A 17,864-nucleotide genomic window follows, 5' to 3' on the forward strand; every position below is an offset into this window, starting at 1 on the left:
CCCCACCCTGGCAGGTGAGGAGGCGGTCGGGCTGCTTAACGACGTCGCCTACGCCAGGTCCCGCTTGGCCGCGATCTTCGACGACAGGCTGTAGATGTCGATGAAGCCCTTGGCCGCGGCCTGGTCGAAGGTGTCGCCGGTGTCGTAGGTGGCGAGGTTGAAGTCGTACAGCGACGACTGGGACCGGCGCCCGGTGACGACCGCGCGGCCGCCGTGCAGGGTCATCCGGATCTCGCCGGAGACGTGCTCGTTGGCCTCGGTGATGAAGCCGTCCAGCGCCCGCTTGAGCGGGGAGAACCACTGGCCGTCATAGACCAGTTCGCCCCAGCGCTGCTCGACCTGCCGCTTGTAGCGGGCGAGTTCGCGCTCGACGGTGACGCTCTCCAGCTCCTGGTGGGCGGTGATCAGGGCGATGGCGCCCGGAGCCTCGTACACCTCGCGGGACTTGATGCCGACGAGGCGGTCCTCGACCATGTCGATCCGGCCGATGCCCTGCGCGCCCGCGCGCTCGTTGAGCTGCTGGATGGCCTGGAGGACGGTGACCGGGCGGCCGTCGATGGCGACGGGTACGCCGCGCTCGAAGGTGATCACGACCTCGTCGGCCTCGCGGGCCTCCGCCGGGTTCGAGGTGTACTCGTAGATGTCCTCGATCGGGGCGTTCCAGATGTCCTCCAGGAAGCCCGTCTCGACGGCGCGTCCGAAGACGTTCTGATCGATGGAGTACGGGGACTTCTTGGTGGTGGCGATCGGCAGGTTCTTCGCCTCGCAGAAGGCGATCGCCTTGTCCCGGGTCATCGCGTAGTCGCGGACCGGGGCGATGCACTTCAGGTCGGGGGCGAGGGCGACGATGCCGGCCTCGAAGCGGACCTGGTCGTTGCCCTTGCCGGTGCAGCCGTGGGCGACCGTGGTGGCGCCGTGCTTCTGCGCGGCGGCGACGAGGTGCTTGACGATCGTCGGCCGGGAGAGGGCGGAGACCAGCGGGTAGCGGTCCATGTACAGGGCGTTCGCCTTGATCGCCGGGAGGCAGTACTCCTCGGCGAACTCGTCCTTGGCGTCGGCCACTTCGGCCTCGACGGCACCGCACGCGAGGGCGCGCTTGCGGATGACGTCCAGGTCCTCGCCGCCCTGGCCGACGTCCACCGCAACGGCGATGACCTCGGCGCCCGTCTCCTCGGCGATCCAGCCGATGGCGACGGAGGTGTCCAGTCCGCCTGAGTAGGCGAGTACGACGCGCTCGGTCACGGGTTCTCTCCTCACGTGCATTCGCTGATATGCATGAGTATGCAGAACTCCGCATGATTCGTCAATCGCGGGGGCGGGGTAGGCAGCGGGCATGGGAAAGACATATGAGCGCATCGACGGCGGACTCCGGCGATTCATCGAGGAGCAGCCCCTCTTCTTCACGGCGACCGCGCCCCTGGCCGGCGATGGCACCGTGAACCTCTCCCCCAAGGGGCTCAAGGGCTCGTTCGTCGTGCTGGACGAGCTGACGGTGGCGTACCTCGACTTCGCGGGCTCCAACGCGGAGACCGTGGCCCACCTGCGGGAGAACGGCCGGATCACCCTGATGTGGTGCGCCTTCCAGGGGCCGCCGAACATCGTGCGCGTGCACGGCCGGGGTGAGCCGGTCTTCCGCGACGACCCGCGCTTCGGCGGGCTGCTGGCCGCCTTCCCCGGCATCGACCCGGCCCCGCACGGCCTGCGGGCGATCATCGTGGTCCACGCCGAGCTGGTACGGGACTCCTGCGGGTACGCCGTGCCCCGCATGGTCTACGAGGAGGACCGGGATTCGCACCGGCGGCGGTTCGTGCGGGAGGACGACGCGTCGCTCAGCGCGTACTTCACCGGTAAGGAGCACATCGCGACCAGCATCGACGGGCTGCCCGGCCTGCCGTTGCCGCTGCCGCCCTCTACGGTCTGAGCCATGCGCCGTCGCCTGGTCACCGCCCTCGTCTCCGCCTCCTTCTGCGCGCTCGGCCTCGCGCCCGCCGACCCCCCGCTGCCCGCGCGCCTCGCGGACACCGGCGGGGGCAGTCAGCTCATCACCGCCGAGGCGCCGGACGCCGGCTCCACCACCGGCACGCTCACCTGGTGGGACCTGCGGCACGGTCGGTGGACGGCGGCCGGGACGGCGCCCGCCCGGTTCGGGTCGGGCGGGCTGGTGGAGGGCAGCGAGCGCGAGCAGGGCACCAGCACCACACCGGCCGGGCTGTACGACCTGCCCTTCGGCTTCGGCATCGAGGCCGCCCCGGCCGGGACACGTGTCAAGTACCGCCCGGTGAAGGAGAGTTCCTGGTGGTGCCAGGACAACGACTCCCGCGCCTACAACCGCTGGACGGACCCCCTCCCCGCCGACTGCCGCGCCTCGGAGTCCGAGCACCTGGTCGCGTACCGCACCCAGTACGCCCACGCCCTCGTCATCGGCTTCAACTACCGCCACCCGGTCCGGGGTCGCGGCGCGGGCATCTTCCTGCACGTCAACGGCAAGGCGGCGACGGCCGGTTGCGTCTCCGTACCCCCCGACGCGATGGCCGAGATCCTCCGCTGGGCCGCCCCCTCCCGGCACCCGCACATCGCCATCGGGACGGCAGGCGGGGCCACCGCGCTCGTCCGCCGCTGAACCCCGCCAGGTCACCCGCCGGGACGCTGAACACTCCGCCCGCACCGCACGTATGAGTGGGCCAAGGGTCAAGTCCCCGGAGGAACCGTGACCACCACGCTCGCAGGCGGACGTGCCGCCCGCCGCCAGACGATGCGCCGCATCCGTCCGCGCCGCTCGCCGGCCGTCCCGCTCCTGCTCGTGGTGTGGGCGGGCGCGGCGGCCGTGCTGTGGCTCTGGTGGCACAACACCCCCTCGATCGCCGACAACGCCGGCCGGGTCCTGAACGCCGGGCGCATCACCGGGCTGCTGGCCGGGTACCTGATGGCGCTGGTCGTGCTCCAGATGGCGCGCGTACCGGCGCTGGAACGGAGGGTCGGCTCGGACCGGGTGGCCCGCTGGCACGCGATGAGCGGCCGCTACACGCTCAGCCTGGTCCTGGCGCACGTCTTCCTGATCATGTGGGGGTACGCCCTCCAGGCGGGCAAGTCGCTCGGCGACATCGTGCGGCAGACCGTCGACTCGGTGAACCAGCTCCCCGACATGGGCAAGGCGGCCATCGGCACCGGCCTGTTCGTGGTGATCGGGCTCTCCTCGATCGGCCCGGTCCGGCGCAGGCTGCCGTACGACACCTGGTACCACGTGCATCTGCTGACGTACGCGGCGGTGTTCCTGACCTTCTGGCACCAGATCACCACCGGCAACGACTTCGCGGTCGAGCCGATGGCGAAGACCTTCTGGTACGTGCTGTACGGCGTGGTGACCGCGCTGGTGCTCTGGTACCGGGTCATCGTGCCGGTCCGGCTGAACCTGCGGCACCGGATGCGGGTGGAGGCGGTGATCGAGGAGTCGCCGGGCATCGTGTCGGTGCTGATCTCCGGGCGGAAGCTGCACCGGATGGGCGCGGAGGCGGGCCAGTTCTTCCGCTGGCGGTTCCTGGCGCCCGGGATGCGGTTCAGCTCGCACCCGTACTCCCTGTCGGCGGCGCCCCGGCCGGGGATGCTGCGGATCACGGTGAAGGCGATCGGCGACCACAGCGCGCGGCTGCGCGAGCTGGAGCCGGGCACGCGGGTGTGGGCGGAGGGCCCGTACGGGGCGCTCACCGCGCAGCGGCGCAGCCGGGGCAAGGTGCTGCTGGTGGCGGGCGGGGTCGGGATCACGCCGATGCGCGCGCTGTTCGAGACCCTGCCGGGCGCCTCCGGTGACATCACCCTGCTGTACCGGGCGAACACCACGCAGGACCTCGCCCTGTGGGACGAGCTGGCCGCGATCGCCGAGGAGCGGGGCGCCCGGCTGATGTACGCGGTGAACAGCCCGGACGGCGAGCGGCCGGACATCTCGGCGGAGAACCTCCGGCGCAAGATGCCCGACATCGACCGCCACGACGTCTTCATGTGCGGGCCGCCCGGCTTCGCGCAGTCGGTGTACGAGGCACTGCGCGGCGCGGGGGTCCCCGCCCGGCGCATCCATCACGAGTCGTTCGAGATGTGAGCGGAGCTCCAGAAGCCATGAGGAAGAGCCACCCCATCCGGCGTGTGATGCTGGCCACCGCCGCCACCGTGTCAGGTGTCGTGCTGCTGCTGTCGCTGAAGCCCTCGTCCGGCCCGGCGTCGGCCTCGGCGGCCGCCCCGCCGGCGTCGGCGGCCGCGCAGGAGTCGCCGCAGGGCGGCTCCGGCGGCGGTGCCCAGGCGTCCGACCGGGCCGGCACGGTCACCGGGGACGCGGCGCAGACGCCGTACGGTGCCGTGCGGGTCCGGCTGACGGTCAGCGGCGGGAAGATCACCAAGGCGGAGGCCGTCGAGGCGCCGAAGGGCCCGACGAGCGACGAGAAGACCGCGCTCGCGGTGCCCCGGCTGAACCAGGCGGTCCTCGCGACGCAGAACGCGCAGATCGACTCGGTGTCGGGGGCGACCTACACCAGCACCGGGTACAAGAAGTCGCTCCAGTCCGCACTGGACCGGATCAAGAAGGCTCCCACGGGCGGGAGTTCGGGTGCGGCGCAGGCCCGTACGGTCACGGGAAGCGCGGAGCAGACCCCCTACGGGGCCGTCCAGGTGCGGGTCACGCTCAGCGGGAAGAAGATCACCAAGGCGGAGGCGGTCCAGGCGCCCAAGGGCGGGACGAGCGACGAGAAGACCGCGCTCGCGGTGCCCCGGCTGAACCAGGCCGCGGTCGCCGCGGGCAGCGCGCGGATCGACTCGGTGTCCGGGGCGACCTACACCAGCACCGGGTACAAGAAGTCGCTCCAGTCCGCGCTGGACCAGGCCGGTGACTGACACGGTGGCCGAGCGGGCGGGGACACCGCATGTGCTGCGGCACGCGGAGGAGGTCATGGGCACCGTCTTCTCCTTCGACGTGCGCGGCGGCGACCCCGGCGAGGTGCGCGCGGCGCTGGAGTCGGCGGTCGCGGGACTGCACCGGGCCGACGCGGTGTTCAGCACCTACCGCGAGGACAGCGAGGTGTCCCGGCTGGCCCGCGAGGAGCTGACGCCCGAGGAGTGCGCCCCCGAGGTGCGCGAGGTGCTGGCGCTGGCGGCCGAGGCGGAGCGGGTGAGCGACGGCTGGTTCAGCACCCGGTACCGGGGGACGTTCGACCCGACCGGGATCGTCAAGGGCTGGTCCGCCGAGCGGGCCGCGCGCACCCTGGCCGCCGTCCCCGGCGTGTGCGGGGTCAGTGTGAACGGCGGGGGTGACGTCCAGATGGTGGGCGCGCCCGAGCCGCACCGGGCGTGGCGGGTGGGTGTGGCCGATCCGCTCCGGCCGGGCGGGCTGGCGGCTGTGGTGTCGGCGGCCGGGGCGGACGAGCTGGCGGTGGCGACCTCGGGCACGGCGGAGCGGGGCGCGCACATCGTGGACCCGCGCACCGGCCGCTCCGCGGTGACCGACCTGGTCGCGGTGACGGTGGTGACCCCCCGGCTGACCTGGGCGGACTGCTGGGCCACCGCCGCCTTCGCGATGGGCTCCCGCGCGGGGCTTGCCTGGCTGGAGTCCCTCCCGGACGTGGAGGGCCTGCTGATCACGGCGGGCGACGAGGTCCGCTGCACGGGGGGTCTGGCGACCCGGCTGGGCTGAGCCGGACGCCCTGACGCCTACGGCCCGTTCTGGGCGAGCCGGAGCAGGTGGTCCGCGAGGGCCTGGCCGCCGGTGGCGTCGCGGCTGATCAGCATCAGCGTGTCGTCGCCGGCGATGGTGCCGAGGACGTCGTGGAGTTCGGCCTGGTCGATGGCCGAGGCGAGGAACTGGGCGGCGCCGGGCGGGGTGCGCAGCACGACGAGGTTGGCGGACGCCTCGGCGGAGATCAGCAGCTCCTGGGAGAGCCGCCGCATCCGCTCCTCCTTGGCGGAGCCGCCCAGCGGGGCGCGCGGGGTGCGGAAGCCGCCCTCGCTGGGCACCGCGTAGATCAGGTCGCCGTCGGTGTTGCGGATCTTGACCGCGTTCAGCTCGTCCAGGTCGCGGGAGAGCGTGGCCTGGGTGACGGTCAGCCCGTCGTCGGCGAGCAGCTTGGCGAGCTGGCTCTGCGAGCGCACCGGCTGCCGGTTGAGGATGTCCACGATCCGGCGGTGTCGGGCCGTCCGGGTCTGCGGTACGGCGGGTCCGCCCGCCGCCTGATCGTGGTCCTGCGCCTGGCTCATCGTCGTCTCATTCTCGGGGTCGTCCGTCCTCGGTGCTTCGGTCGAGGATGCCGGGCAGCGCCTGGAGGAAGGCGTCCACCTCGTCGTCGCGCAGGTTCAGCGGGGGCATGAGCCGTACGACGTCGGGGGCGGGCGCGTTCACCAGGAACCCGGCCTCCTGGGCCGCCGTCTGCGCCTCGTCGGCGTGCGGCCCGGTGAGCACGATACCCAGCAGCAGGCCCGCGCCCCGGACATGGTCGACCAGCGGGTGCTCCAGCGCCTCGATCCCGGCGCGCAGGGCCTCGCTCTGCCGCTTGGTGTTGGCGAGCAGGTCCTCGTCCTCGATGGTGTCCAGGACGGCGAGTCCGGCGGCGCAGGCGACCGGGTTCCCGCCGAAGGTGGTGCCGTGCTGGCCGGGCCGGAGCAGGTCGGCGGCGCGGCCGAAGGCGAGGGTGGCGCCGAGCGGCAGTCCGCCGCCGAGCCCCTTGGCGAGGGTGACGACGTCGGGCAGTACGCCCTCGTGGGCCTGGTAGGCGAACCAGTCGCCGGTGCGGCCGACGCCGGTCTGCACCTCGTCCAGCACGAGCAGCGCGCCGGTCGCGGCGGTGATGGCGCGGGCGGCCTTGAGGTAGCCGGGCGGCGGCACCACGACCCCGTTCTCGCCCTGGATCGGCTCGATGATCACCATGGCGGTGTCCGGGGTGACGGCGGCCGCGAGCGCCTGCGGGTCGCCGTACGGGACGTGTGTGACGTCGCCGGGCAGCGGGCGGAAGGGCTCCTGCTTGCCGGGCTGGCCGGTGAGGGCGAGGGCGCCCATGGTGCGGCCGTGGAAGCCGCCCTCGGTCGCCACCATGTGGGTGCGCCCGGTGAGCCGGCCGATCTTCAGCGCGCCTTCGTTGGCCTCGGCGCCGGAGTTGCAGAAGAACACCTTGCCGTCCCGGCCGAACAGCCGCAGCAGGCGCTCGGCGAGGGCGACGGGCGGCTCGGCGACGAACAGGTTGGAGACATGGCCGAGGGTGCCGATCTGCTCGGTCACCGCGTGGACGACGGCCGGGTGGGCGTGCCCGAGGGCGTTGACCGCGATTCCGCCGACGAAGTCGAGGTAGCGCTTGCCGTCGGCGTCCCAGAGGGCGGTGCCCTCGCCCCGGACGAGGGGCAGGCGCGGGGTGCCGTAGTTGTTCATGAGCGCGCCCTGCCAGCGCGCGGTCAGTTCCTCGTTGCTCATGACTCCCCCGGGGTGTCCGGCTCGTCGGGCACGACCATGGTGCCGATGCCCTCGTCGGTGAAGATCTCCAGCAGGATCGAGTGCTGGACGCGGCCGTCGATGACGCGGGCGGTGCGCACGCCGTTGCGTACGGCGTGCAGGCAGCCCTCCATCTTGGGCACCATGCCCGAGGAGAGTTCGGGCAGCAGCTTCTCCAGCTCGGTGGCGGTGAGGCGGCTGATCACCTCGTCGGAGTGCGGCCAGTCCTCGTAGAGTCCCTCGACGTCGGTGAGGACCATGAGGGTTTCGGCGCCCAGCGCAGCAGCGAGTGCCGCAGCCGCCGTATCAGCATTGACGTTGTAGACATGTCCGTCGTCCTGGGAGCGGGCGATAGAGGAGACGACCGGGATGCGGTCGTCGGCGAGCAGGGTCTCGATGGCGCCGGTGTCGATCTCGGTGATCTCGCCGACGCGTCCGATATCGATCAGTTCGCCGTCGACCCTGGGCCGGTGCCGGGTCGCGGTGATGGTGTGGGCGTCCTCGCCGGTGAGTCCGACGGCGAGCGGCCCGTGCTGGTTGAGCAGCCCGACCAGCTCGCGCTGCACCTGCCCGGCGAGCACCATCCGTACGACGTCCATGGCGTCCTCGGTGGTGACGCGCAGGCCGGCCTTGAACTCGCTGACGATGCCGTGCCGGTCGAGCGCGGCGCTGATCTGGGGTCCGCCGCCGTGCACGACGACGGGGCGCAGACCGGCGTGGCGCAGGAAGACGACGTCCTGGGCGAACGCGGCCTTGAGGCTCTCGTCGACCATGGCGTTGCCGCCGAACTTGATGACGACGGTGCGGCCGTGGTGGCGGGTGAGCCAGGGCAGCGCCTCGACGAGGGTCTGCGCCTTGGGCAGGGCGGTGTGCTTCCGCGTGGAGGTGCTCATGAGCTGTACGCGCTGTTCTCGTGGACGTAGTCCGCGGTCAGGTCGTTGGTCCAGATGGTGGCGGTCTCGGTGCCGGCGGCGAGGTCGGCGACGATGTGCACCTCGCGGTAGCGCATGTCGACCAGGTCGCGGTCCTCGCCGACCGAGCCGCCCTTGCAGACCCAGACGCCGTTGATGGCGACGTTTAGCCGGTCGGGCTCGAAGACGGCCTGGGTGGTGCCGATGGCGGAGAGCACACGGCCCCAGTTGGGGTCCTCGCCGTGCAGGGCGCACTTGAGGAGGTTGTTGCGGGCGATGGACCGGCCGACCTCGACGGCGTCCTCCTCGGTGGCCGCGTTGATCACCTCGACCTTGATGTCCTTGCTGGCGCCCTCGGCGTCGCCGATGAGCTGGCGGCCGAGGTCGGCGCAGACCTCGCGGACGGCGTCGGCGAAGTCGTCGTAGCCGGGGGTGTTGCCGGAGGCGCCGGAGGAGAGCAGCAGGACGGTGTCGTTGGTGGACATGCAGCCGTCGGAGTCGACCCGGTCGAAGGTGACCTTGGTGGCGTCGCGCAGCGCCTTGTCCAGCTCGGCGTCGGTGAGGACGGCGTCGGTGGTGAGGACGACCAGCATGGTGGCGAGGCCGGGGGCGAGCATGCCGGCGCCCTTGGCCATGCCGCCGACCGTCCAGCCGTCCCGGCTCACCACGGCGGTCTTGTGGTGGGTGTCGGTGGTCTTGATGGCGAGGGCGGCCTTCTCGCCGCCGTGCTCGCTCAGGGCTGCGGCGGCCTTCTCGACGCCGGGCAGCAGCTTGTCCATGGGCAGGGTCACGCCGATGAGGCCGGTGGAGCAGACGGCGACCTCGATGGGGGCGCGGTCGAGGACCTCGGCCACCTTCTCGGCGGTGGCGTGGGTGTCCTGGAAGCCCTGGGGGCCCGTACAGGCGTTGGCGCCGCCGGAGTTGAGGACGACCGCGCTGATCTGCCCGCCCTTGAGGACCTGCTCGGACCACAGCACCGGGGCGGCCTTCACGCGGTTGGCGGTGAAGACGCCGGCGGCGGCGCGGCGGGGGCCGGTGTTGACCACGAGGGCCAGGTCGGGGTTGCCGTTCTGCTTGATCCCGGCGGCGATGCCCGCCGCGGTGAATCCCTTGGCCGCTGTGACGCTCAAGGCGCGACTCCGATCGTGGAAAGCCCGGTGGTCTCGTCGAGCCCGAGGGCGATGTTCATGCTCTGTACGGCACCGCCCGCGGTGCCCTTGGTCAGGTTGTCGATGGCGCTGATCACGATGACGCGGTGGGTCTCGGTGTCCAGGGCGACCTGCGCCTGGACCGCGTTGGAGCCGGTCACGGCGCCGGTGGCCGGCCATTGTCCCTCGGGGAGCAGCCGCAGATACGGCTCGTCGGCGTACGCCTTCTCGTAGACCGCGCGGACCGTCTCCGCGGTGACCCCGGCACGCGCCCTGGCGCTGCACGTGGCGAGGATGCCCCGGGGCATGGGCGCGAGGGTCGGGGTGAACGAGACGCTCACCCGCTCCCCGGCGGCCGCGCTGAGGTTCTGGATCATCTCGGGGGTGTGCCGGTGTCCGCCGCCGACGCCGTACGGGGTCATGGAGCCCATGACCTCAGCTCCGAGCAGATGCGCCTTGGGCGCCTTGCCGGCCCCGGAGGTGCCGGAGGCGGCGACGATCACGGCCTCGGGCTCGGTGATCCCGGCCTCGTAGGCGGGGAAGAGGGCGAGGGAGACGGCGGTGGGGTAGCAGCCGGGTACGGCGATGCGCTTGGTCCCCTCCAACACGGCCCGGGCGCCGGGGAGTTCGGGCAGGCCGTAGGGCCAGGTGCCGGCGTGCGGGGAGCCGTAGAAGCGCTCCCAGTCGGCGGGGTCCGCGAGCCGGAAGTCGGCGCCCAGGTCGATCACCAGCACGTCCGGGCCGAGCTGCTCGGCGACGGCGGCGGACTGTCCGTGGGGCAGCGCCAGGAAGACCACGTCGTGCCCGGCGAGCGCCTCGGCGGTCGTCTCCGCCAGCACCCGGTCGGCCAGTGGCGCGAGCTGCGGCTGCAGCTCCCCCAGCCGCCGGCCCGCGCTGGAGTGCCCGGTGAGCGTCCCGACCTCGACCCCGGCATGCCCGAGCAGCAGCCGCAGCAACTCCCCACCCGCATACCCACTGGCCCCGGCCACCGCCGCGCGCACCACCATGTCAGCCTCCTTCAACTGGCATGACTATACGTAGTGCCGCAGTTTTATGCAATCAGGTGTGCGAAGGGGACCGCCTGATGGGGCCGGCTCAGGACCGCGTCGCCCTCCCGCACTCGTCCCCGGCGGACCCGGCGGACCCGGCGGACCCGCCCTGGCCGAACGGCGTGCCGCGGTCGTACGGGTCGACCTCCCGGCCGGACTCGTCCGCGTCGTGGTCCGGGCCGAAGGGTGGGACGAAGTAGCCCGTGGGGGTGCCGCAGCCGCCGTTGGTCATGTCGTAGTTGTAGGAGACGACCGAGAAGGTGCCCGGCTCGGTGTGGACCTTGTCGGGGTCGTCCCAGCTCAGGACCAGTTCGCGGCGGACGATCGTCCGCAGGATCTCGTCGCCGCCCGGACGGGCGACCGGGTAGACGAAGGTGACGTCGGCGGTCGCCCTCAGGGCGCCGCGTTCGCCCTCGCGGTAGGTGAGCGCGCCGCGTGTCTTCACGATGTCGCCGACCAGGTGGGCGCGGGAGGGCTGGAAGCGGCTGAAGAGGAGGAGGGGGTCGTTCTTCTCGCCCGGGGCCTGGAAGGCGGTCTTCAGAAGGTGCTGAACGTCCTTCTGGTGCGGGTTGATCAGTGCGATCGCCTTCTCCGGGCGCTCGCCCCGCAACACCGCCCGGTCCAGGCTGGACGCGGCCAGGAAGTCCCGGCTGCGGTTCAGGGCCCGCCCGACCTCGGCCGCGCTCATCCCGCCGACCGCCTTGGTCTCCTTCGGCATGGTGATCCCCGCCGTCCCGCTCGCCCAGGCCGTCGCCGGCGAACCGCGGAACGGGTCCTGAGCGGTGGCGCGCCGGGCATCCGGGCGCGACACGTCGGAACCGGTGACGAGGTCCACCACCCGTCCGGGGGCGAGCGCCACGAAGAGCAGGGCCAGGACGGCCAGCAGCCCGACCACGTACCGGCCCACCGGCCTTCTGGACCGGGCGGGTCGGTGGTCGCGCCGGCCGTCCAGGCCCCTGCGGGGCTCCGTGCGCAGCCGTCCCGCCACCTCGCGGGCTCGCGCCGAGGGCTCCTTGGGGGCGTCGGCGCTACCCGCCACCGACTCGCGCAGAAACCGCTCCCACTCCTCGTCGGATCTGGACGAACCGTCCGGCTCCGTGCCCGCACCCATCCCGCACCCCCTGGTGATCAGTGAACCGCGCCCCTCTCCCCCGGGACGCGTCCGCATGATGGCACAGGGTGCCGACAAGGGGGGCCGCCCCAACCGGTCGGATCAAGAACCCACTTCACGCATACGGCTCGCCGCATAGGATCACTCCATGGGACTGCGACCTGTGCACGTCAATATCAAGGCCGTTGACGCTCCGAAGGTCGGGCGGTTCTGGGCGGAGGCGCTGGGATGGACCGCCTACAGTCCCGGTGTGACGACCTATGTCGGGCCGGCCGGGGGGCCGGTGTGGCCGGACCCCGTGGTGGTCGGGGTGGATGTCGTGCCGGTGCCGGAGGGCAGGGGGGCGGCGAAGAACCGTACACATCTTGATCTTGCCACTGCCTCGCCGGCGCATCAGGCGGAGCTGGTGGCGCGGCTGGAGGGGCACGGGGCCACGCGTCTCGACATCGGGCAGGGGGACGTGCCGTGGGTGGTGCTCGCCGATCCCGAAGGGAACGAGTTCTGTGTGCTGGAGCCCCGGGAGCGGTACCGGGACACCGGGCCGATCGCGGCGGTGGTCGTGGACTGCGTGGAGCCGCGGGCGATGGCCCGGTTCTGGGGTGCGGCGACGGGGTGGACCGTGCGGCGGGAGAGCGACGACCTCGTGTTGCTGCGGTCGGCCGACGGGACGGGTCCGTACCTGGAGTTGTTCCGCTCACCCACCGCGCACACCGCGCCCGACCGCGTCCACCTCGACCTTCTCCCCCACCCCGGCGGTGACCGGGCGGCGGAGGTCGCCCGGCTGAAGGCGCTCGGTGCCGTCGATCTCGACCTCGGCCAGGGTGACGTCCCGTGGACCTGCCTCACCGACCCCGAGGGAAACGCGTTCTGCGTACTGGCGCGGGACTGAGCTCTACTCCTTCGCCGCCTCGACCAGCACGTCCGCCGACAGCAGCCCCAGCGCGTTGGAGGCGAGCGGGCTGTCTCCGGTGAGGAGTCTGCGGTCCTGGTGGGTCTGGCCGGTGATCTCGGAGTTCAGCACCTCGACGCCCTGCTTCTCCAGCAGATCGGCGACCAGCCACCGCAGCCGGCCGGGCAGGTAGCCCATCTCCAGGTTGGCGCCCGTGTCGAGCGCGTCGGGGAAGACGCACAGGGAGTAGCCGTCGAAGGGCGACTTGTCCTTGCCCCGGGCGGCGGCGAGCAGCGCGGCCGGGCCGTGGCAGAGGGTGATGACGTACTTGTCGTTGGCGAGCGCCCAGTCCAGCGTCTCGGTCACGTCCTCACTCTCCGCGAGCCCGATCACCGCTCCGTGCCCGCCGGGGATGAAGACGGCGATGTAGTCCGACTCGGGCCCCAGCTTGTCCGCGACCACCTCGGAGAGCTTCATCGGCTGCTTCAGCTGGGGTTTGAGCGCCTCGTACGTCTCCATGACGGCCTTGTCCTCCTCCGGCATGGCCCACAGCTCCAGCTTCACGGGGTTGCCGCTGAGGGTGGCCACGTCGACGTCGACGCCCGCCTCCATCATGTGGTGCAGCGGGAGCAGCATCTCGACGGGATGGTTGCCGGTGGAGAAGAACTTGCCGTCCTCGGTGAGCAGATACCGCTCGTCCGTGCCGATCATCAGCACCTTCCACCGCCCGCCGGTGTACGCGCCCTTGTGCTGGACGCCGTCGAAATCGGTCTTCGGCGCGGTGTACTTGCTCAGTGAGTACGGGGACGGGAAGAACGCGTTGTCCTCGGCCGGATCGGGAGCCGGATCCTTGCTCAACTCGGTCGCGTCGGACATGGGAAACCTCCTGCCGGCCGGGGAAACGTCTTTCTCTCCAACGTAGACACCGTGCCGGGCACCCGCACGATGTGGCGGGCGTGGCGCCAGGGGTGCAGAGTGGCCGGGGGGAGCGCGTGGAGGAGACGGGATGCCTCAGCAGCCACCGGAGACCGCTCAGGAATTCGACTTCGTCGTCGTCGGCTCGGGCGCCGGCGGCGGCCCCCTGGCCGCCAACCTCGCCCTCGCCGGGCACCGGGTCCTGGTGCTGGAGGCGGGCGACGAACACGACTGCCCGTACTACTCGATCCCGATCATGCAGGGTTTCGCCAGCGAGGACCCCGACATGGCGTGGAGCTTCTTCGTACGCCACTGGGACGACCCGGCGACCCAGCACGCTGACCGCAAGTTCACCGGCGCCGAGGACGGCGTGCTGTACCCGCGCGGCAGCTCGCTCGGCGGGAGTACGACGGTCAACGCGCTGATCATGCTGTTCCCGCAGGGCAAGGAGTGGCAGCGGCTGGTCGAGCTGACCGGCGACTCGGGGTGGAGCGAGGAGGCGATGCGGGAACGCTTCCGGCGCCTGGAAAACTGGCAGGGCCAGGACGCCGAGCCGCTCCCCGGCGAGACCCCGGCCGAGCGGGACGCCAAGTCCCGCCACGGCACGGAGGGTTGGCTCGGTACGACCCGCGCCGCGCCCTCCCTCGCGCCCCGCGAGCCCCGGTTCCTCGACATCATCGGCGCCGTCGAGCGCACCGCCCGCGACCGCTTCGGCATCCCCGACGACGTGCCGCTCCCCCGCGACCCGAACGCGGCGGACACCCCGCCGGACTTCCAGGGCATGGGCTTCATCCCGGTCTCCGTCGACGGCGGCACCCGCAACGGCACCCGCGAGCGCCTGCTGGAGGTCCGCCACCGGGTCGGGGACCTGCTGACGATCCGGACCAACACCCTCGTCACCCGGGTGCTGTTCGACGGCGACCGCGCGGTGGGCGTCGCCTACCGCGAGCAACACCGCGCGTACGGCGCCTCGTCGGACCGTACGTGCCGGCTGCGGCCGGACGCGGCGGACCGGGACGAGGGCGAGACGGCCGAGGGGACCGCGTACGCCCGGAACGAGGTCATCCTGGCCGGGGGCACCTACAACACCCCGCAGTTGCTCATGCTGTCCGGCGTCGGACCGCGCGAGGAGCTGGAGCGGCTCGGCATCCCGGTACGGGTGGACGCGCCCGGCGTGGGCAGCAACTTGCACGACCGGTACGAGGCGTCGGTGGTGGCCGAACTCGACCAGGACTACCCGCTGTTCGAGGGCTCCTCGCTGGACGTCCCGCTTCCCGGCGAGAAACAGGACGAGTTGATCGGCGAGTGGTACGCGGACCGGGGCGGCCCCTACGGCACCAACGGCCAACTCGCGGCCCTCATCGGCAGGTCGAGCGTCTCCGACGGGGACTCGGACCTGATGCTGCTGGCGATGCCCCTCGACTTCCACGGCTACTACCCCGGTTACGCCGAGGACGGCACCCACGGCCGGAACCGGCTGGGCGTGGTCGTGCTCAAGGGCCACACTAAGAACCGGGGCGGGTCGGTGAGTCTGCGCTCGACCGATCCCACCGAGCCGCCCGAGATCCGGTTCCGCTACTTCTCCGAGGGCACGCCCGGCTGGGAGGAGGATCTGGACGGGCTGGTGGACGGGTTGCGGATCGCCCGCGAGGTGATCGGCAACGCCTCGGACGCGGGCGTGCAGGGCGAGTTGGTGCCGGGGCCCGAGGTGCGGACCGACGACCAGCTCAAGGAGTGGGCGCGGACCCAGTCCTGGGGGCATCACGCGTGCGGCACCGCCAGGATCGGCACACAGGACGATCGACTGGCGGTGCTGGACGGTGACTTCCGGGTGCGCGGGGTGGAGGGGCTGCGGGTGGTGGACGCGTCGGTGTTCCCCGACATCCCCGGCCTGTTCATCGCCTCCGCGGTCTATCTGGTCAGCGAGAAGGCGAGTGAGGCGCTGCTGGCGGAGTATCCGGCGCCCCGAACCACTTGAGCAGCTGGGCGAGCAGTTCCTCCTGACTCTCCCCCGCCCAGGCGACATGACCGTCCGGGCGCAACAGCACGGCGGGTACGTCGAGTTCGTCGCTGACGTCGACGACATGGTCCACGCGGTCCGCCCAGCCCCCGACCGAGAGCCGGCCGGTCTGGTCGAGCAGCAGGCCGCGCGCGCCGTGGGTGTGCTCGTAGAGGCGTCCCTGCTTGAGCTTGACGTCCCGGAGCCGCCGGCCGACCAGTTCGTGGCCCTCGCCCAGGTCGTAGCGGATGTCGACGGCGGTGATCATGCCGGTGATGTGGCGGTTGACCTCCTCGAAGTCCATGAGCCGCGCGAAGAGTTCGCGCAGTGCGGTGGCGCCGGGGTCGGTGCCGAGGAGGGTCATCGCGGCGCGGGTGGTCGCGAGGACGCGGGCGCCGACCGGGTGGCGTTCGGCGTGGTAGGTGTCGAGCAGGCCGTCCGGGGCCCGGCCGTGCACCTCGGCGGCGAGCTTCCAGCCGAGGTTGAAGGCGTCCTGCACGCCGAGGTTGAGCCCCTGGCCGCCGGCCGGGGGGTGGATGTGCGCCGCGTCGCCGGCCAGCAGGACCCGGCCGGCACGGTAGCGCTCGGCCTGCCGGGTGGCGTCGCCGAAGCGGGACAGCCAGCGGGGCGAGTGCACGCCGAAGTCGGTGCCGGCGACGGTCCGGAGCTGCTGCCGGAACTCCTCGATGGTGGGGGCCGCGCGGTCCTCCGAGACGCCGTCGGCGGGCACGATCACGCGGTACACCCCCTTCTGGCCGTCCACGTCGGGCGAGAGGCCGAAGCGCAGCTGCGTCTTGCGGACCTCCGCCACGACGGCCTCGATGGTCGCCGGGTCCTCCGTGGCCTCCATGTCGCCGAGCAGCGTCTCGACCGAGGCGGGTTCGCCGGGGAAGCCGACGCCGAGCAGCTTGCGTACGGTGCTGCGGCCGCCGTCGCAGCCGACCACGTACCGGGCGCGGAGTTCGGTGCCGTCGGCCAGGCCCACGGTGACCTCGTCGGCGTCCTGGCTCAGCGCGACCACCTCCTGGCCGCGCCGGACCTCGGCGCCGAGTTCGCGGACCCAGTCGCCGAGCAGCCGCTCGGTGACCGCCTGCGGGGTGGCGAGGCCGTACGGGTGGGCCGTGTCCAGCCGGTCCGGCCACGGCTTCATGATGCCGCCGAACAGGCCGCCGACCTGGAACTTCTCGCTCTCCGCGAGGAACCTGTCCAGCAGGCCCCGCTGGTCCATCACCTCGACACTGCGCGCGTGCAGGCCGCGCCCTCGGGACTGGAGGCTCGGCTCGGCCAGCCTCTCCAGCACGACCACACCCACTCCGGCCAGCCGCAGCTCCCCGGCCAGCATCAGCCCGGTCGGCCCGCCGCCGACCACGATCACATCGAACATCAACCCGCCCCATCAACGAATTCACCCACCGGCCGACAGAAAGGTGCAAACTCCGCGAGCACCCCATTCCCGTCACTCCCGACCGCGGCCGCCCATTCTGCGCCACCTGGGGGGCCTTGCCGCAAGGGCCCCTGTGCGCTATATCTTGAAAGTGGCAGGAGGTGTCGAACCTCTTGCCTTCGTGCTTTCCGGGGGAAAGTGTTTTTCGGGGGGCGAGCAGAGCCGGAGTGGCGTTGCGCGAGTTCATCTACCTGTCCGACGCCAAGCTGCGGCAATTCATCCCGCACCCGCGCCGGCTCCGACGCCCCGGCGCCCTCCGCCTGACCACACCCGTCGGCGGGATCGACCTCGACGCCCCGACGGACGACGCGGGGAGCGCACGCGGGCGGCAACTGGACCAGGTGGTCGGGCACCTGGCGGAATCGGCGCGCTGGTTCGGTGAGCCGGATCTCCGGCCCGGCGAATGGGTGTGGTTCGAGGCCCCGTTGCTGTACGTCACGCTCCGGCGGGCCAACCGCGACCTGGTCCTCTTCACCGATCCCATCCCCGGCGCCGACCCGCAGTACCCGTCGGCCGACTGCCGCCTGCTCATGCACGGTTCGGCCCGCCATCTGCTGGGCATGACCCCGGTCTCGGTCGAGGGCCCGGCCCTGACGGCCACCGATGAGGGCTCCAGTGCGTGCACCACCTTCGTCACGGACGCAGGCGAAGTCGTGCGCACCCTCACCGGAGCCGGCCACCCGGCGCCTCCGGGCGCCCGGGGCGTACGCGACCTCCTCGCCGCTCTCGACGCGGCCCAGCCCGACATCCCCACCGCGGCCTGGACCCAGGGCTACGCCCGCGTCACCGCGGCCCTGCCCGCGACCGCCACCGCACCCCGGTGCCTGGTGGCAAGCCCCCTGACGGTGGAATACGCGCTATAGGTACCCGACGGAATCGGGCACGGAATGTCGGGTGCGGGGTCCTTCCGCACGCCTAGCGTTACCGGTGCCAGAGGGAAGGGAA

17 protein-coding genes are annotated in these 17,864 nt (G+C 72.0%); 8 read left to right on the forward strand and 9 right to left on the reverse strand.

What is annotated here, in order from left to right:
* Nucleotides 1-48 precede the first annotated feature (48 nt).
* Nucleotides 49-1,242: an argininosuccinate synthase gene (locus tag D0Z67_RS04725; RefSeq protein ID WP_031180103.1), complete on the reverse strand. Its 1,194-nt coding sequence runs from the start codon at nt 1,240-1,242 to the stop codon at nt 49-51.
* 91 nt (nt 1,243-1,333) lie between these two features.
* Between D0Z67_RS04725 and D0Z67_RS04730 the strand changes: the two genes are divergently transcribed.
* The 5 genes from D0Z67_RS04730 (at nt 1,334) to D0Z67_RS04750 (ending at nt 5,671) form a co-directional block, all read left to right on the forward strand.
* Nucleotides 1,334-1,921 (forward strand): pyridoxamine 5'-phosphate oxidase family protein, encoded by a 588-nt coding sequence (locus D0Z67_RS04730; RefSeq protein WP_031180102.1) that lies wholly within the window; start codon nt 1,334-1,336, stop codon nt 1,919-1,921.
* Between the two features lie 3 nt (nt 1,922-1,924).
* Entirely contained in the window at nt 1,925-2,620 is a 696-nt protein-coding gene (locus D0Z67_RS04735; protein ID WP_031180101.1) for a L,D-transpeptidase family protein, read from the forward strand.
* 87 nt (nt 2,621-2,707) lie between these two features.
* On the forward strand, nt 2,708-4,090 hold the full coding sequence (locus D0Z67_RS04740) for a ferredoxin reductase family protein (RefSeq protein ID WP_031180100.1): 1,383 nt from the start codon (nt 2,708-2,710) through the stop codon (nt 4,088-4,090).
* Nucleotides 4,091-4,107: 17 nt separating this feature from the next.
* Nucleotides 4,108-4,875, forward strand: a complete 768-nt coding sequence (locus D0Z67_RS04745) for an FMN-binding protein (RefSeq protein ID WP_031180099.1) — start codon at nt 4,108-4,110, stop codon at nt 4,873-4,875.
* Nucleotides 4,868-5,671 (forward strand): FAD:protein FMN transferase, encoded by an 804-nt coding sequence (locus tag D0Z67_RS04750; protein WP_234312655.1) that lies wholly within the window; start codon nt 4,868-4,870, stop codon nt 5,669-5,671. Before D0Z67_RS04745 ends, D0Z67_RS04750 begins: the two co-directional genes overlap by 8 nt.
* A gap of 17 nt (nt 5,672-5,688) precedes the next feature.
* On the opposite strand, the gene D0Z67_RS04755 is transcribed toward D0Z67_RS04750, so the two are convergent.
* The 6 genes from D0Z67_RS04755 to D0Z67_RS04780 all read right to left on the reverse strand — a co-directional run bounded on the left by D0Z67_RS04755 (nt 5,689) and on the right by D0Z67_RS04780 (nt 11,672).
* Entirely contained in the window at nt 5,689-6,231 is a 543-nt protein-coding gene (locus tag D0Z67_RS04755; protein ID WP_031180097.1) for an arginine repressor, read from the reverse strand.
* Nucleotides 6,232-6,238: 7 nt separating this feature from the next.
* Nucleotides 6,239-7,435: an acetylornithine transaminase gene (locus D0Z67_RS04760; RefSeq protein ID WP_031180096.1), complete on the reverse strand. Its 1,197-nt coding sequence runs from the start codon at nt 7,433-7,435 to the stop codon at nt 6,239-6,241.
* Nucleotides 7,432-8,346 carry an acetylglutamate kinase gene (gene argB / locus D0Z67_RS04765; RefSeq protein WP_031180095.1) on the reverse strand — a complete coding sequence of 305 codons (915 nt, stop codon included), beginning with the start codon at nt 8,344-8,346 and terminating at the stop codon, nt 7,432-7,434. The genes D0Z67_RS04760 and argB overlap by 4 nt, the downstream gene beginning before the upstream one ends.
* On the reverse strand, nt 8,343-9,494 hold the full coding sequence (gene argJ / locus D0Z67_RS04770) for a bifunctional glutamate N-acetyltransferase/amino-acid acetyltransferase ArgJ (protein WP_031180094.1): 1,152 nt from the start codon (nt 9,492-9,494) through the stop codon (nt 8,343-8,345). Before argJ ends, argB begins: the two co-directional genes overlap by 4 nt.
* Nucleotides 9,491-10,519, reverse strand: a complete 1,029-nt coding sequence (argC, locus tag D0Z67_RS04775) for an N-acetyl-gamma-glutamyl-phosphate reductase (RefSeq protein WP_031180093.1) — start codon at nt 10,517-10,519, stop codon at nt 9,491-9,493. The genes argJ and argC overlap by 4 nt, the downstream gene beginning before the upstream one ends.
* 88 nt (nt 10,520-10,607) lie before the next feature.
* Nucleotides 10,608-11,672: a hypothetical protein gene (locus D0Z67_RS04780; RefSeq protein WP_031180092.1), complete on the reverse strand. Its 1,065-nt coding sequence runs from the start codon at nt 11,670-11,672 to the stop codon at nt 10,608-10,610.
* Nucleotides 11,673-11,820: 148 nt separating this feature from the next.
* On the opposite strand from D0Z67_RS04780, the gene D0Z67_RS04785 reads away from it, so the two are divergent.
* Nucleotides 11,821-12,561 (forward strand): VOC family protein, encoded by a 741-nt coding sequence (locus tag D0Z67_RS04785; RefSeq protein WP_031180091.1) that lies wholly within the window; start codon nt 11,821-11,823, stop codon nt 12,559-12,561.
* A 3-nt stretch (nt 12,562-12,564) separates the two neighbouring features.
* On the opposite strand, the gene hchA is transcribed toward D0Z67_RS04785, so the two are convergent.
* Nucleotides 12,565-13,437, reverse strand: coding sequence for a glyoxalase III HchA (gene hchA, locus D0Z67_RS04790; RefSeq protein ID WP_031180090.1), 873 nt, complete (start codon nt 13,435-13,437; stop codon nt 12,565-12,567).
* A gap of 130 nt (nt 13,438-13,567) precedes the next feature.
* Here hchA and D0Z67_RS04795 point away from each other — a divergent pair, with 130 nt between their 5' ends.
* Nucleotides 13,568-15,454, forward strand: coding sequence for a GMC family oxidoreductase (locus D0Z67_RS04795; RefSeq protein ID WP_031180089.1), 1,887 nt, complete (start codon nt 13,568-13,570; stop codon nt 15,452-15,454).
* On the opposite strand, the gene rox is transcribed toward D0Z67_RS04795, so the two are convergent.
* Complete coding sequence (gene rox, locus D0Z67_RS04800; RefSeq protein WP_051887523.1) at nt 15,396-16,859, reverse strand: rifampin monooxygenase; 1,464 nt, start codon at nt 16,857-16,859, stop codon at nt 15,396-15,398. The two genes, D0Z67_RS04795 and rox, sit on opposite strands and share 59 nt — an antisense overlap.
* A 233-nt stretch (nt 16,860-17,092) precedes the next feature.
* On the opposite strand from rox, the gene D0Z67_RS04805 reads away from it, so the two are divergent.
* A complete protein-coding gene (locus D0Z67_RS04805) occupies nt 17,093-17,782 on the forward strand; it encodes an SAVMC3_10250 family protein (RefSeq protein WP_031180087.1) in 690 nt (229 codons plus the stop codon).
* Nucleotides 17,783-17,864: the final 82 nt, after the last annotated feature.

This window comes from Streptomyces seoulensis, from assembly GCF_004328625.1.
In the GTDB taxonomy this organism is placed as follows: Bacteria; Actinomycetota; Actinomycetes; order Streptomycetales; family Streptomycetaceae; genus Streptomyces; species Streptomyces seoulensis.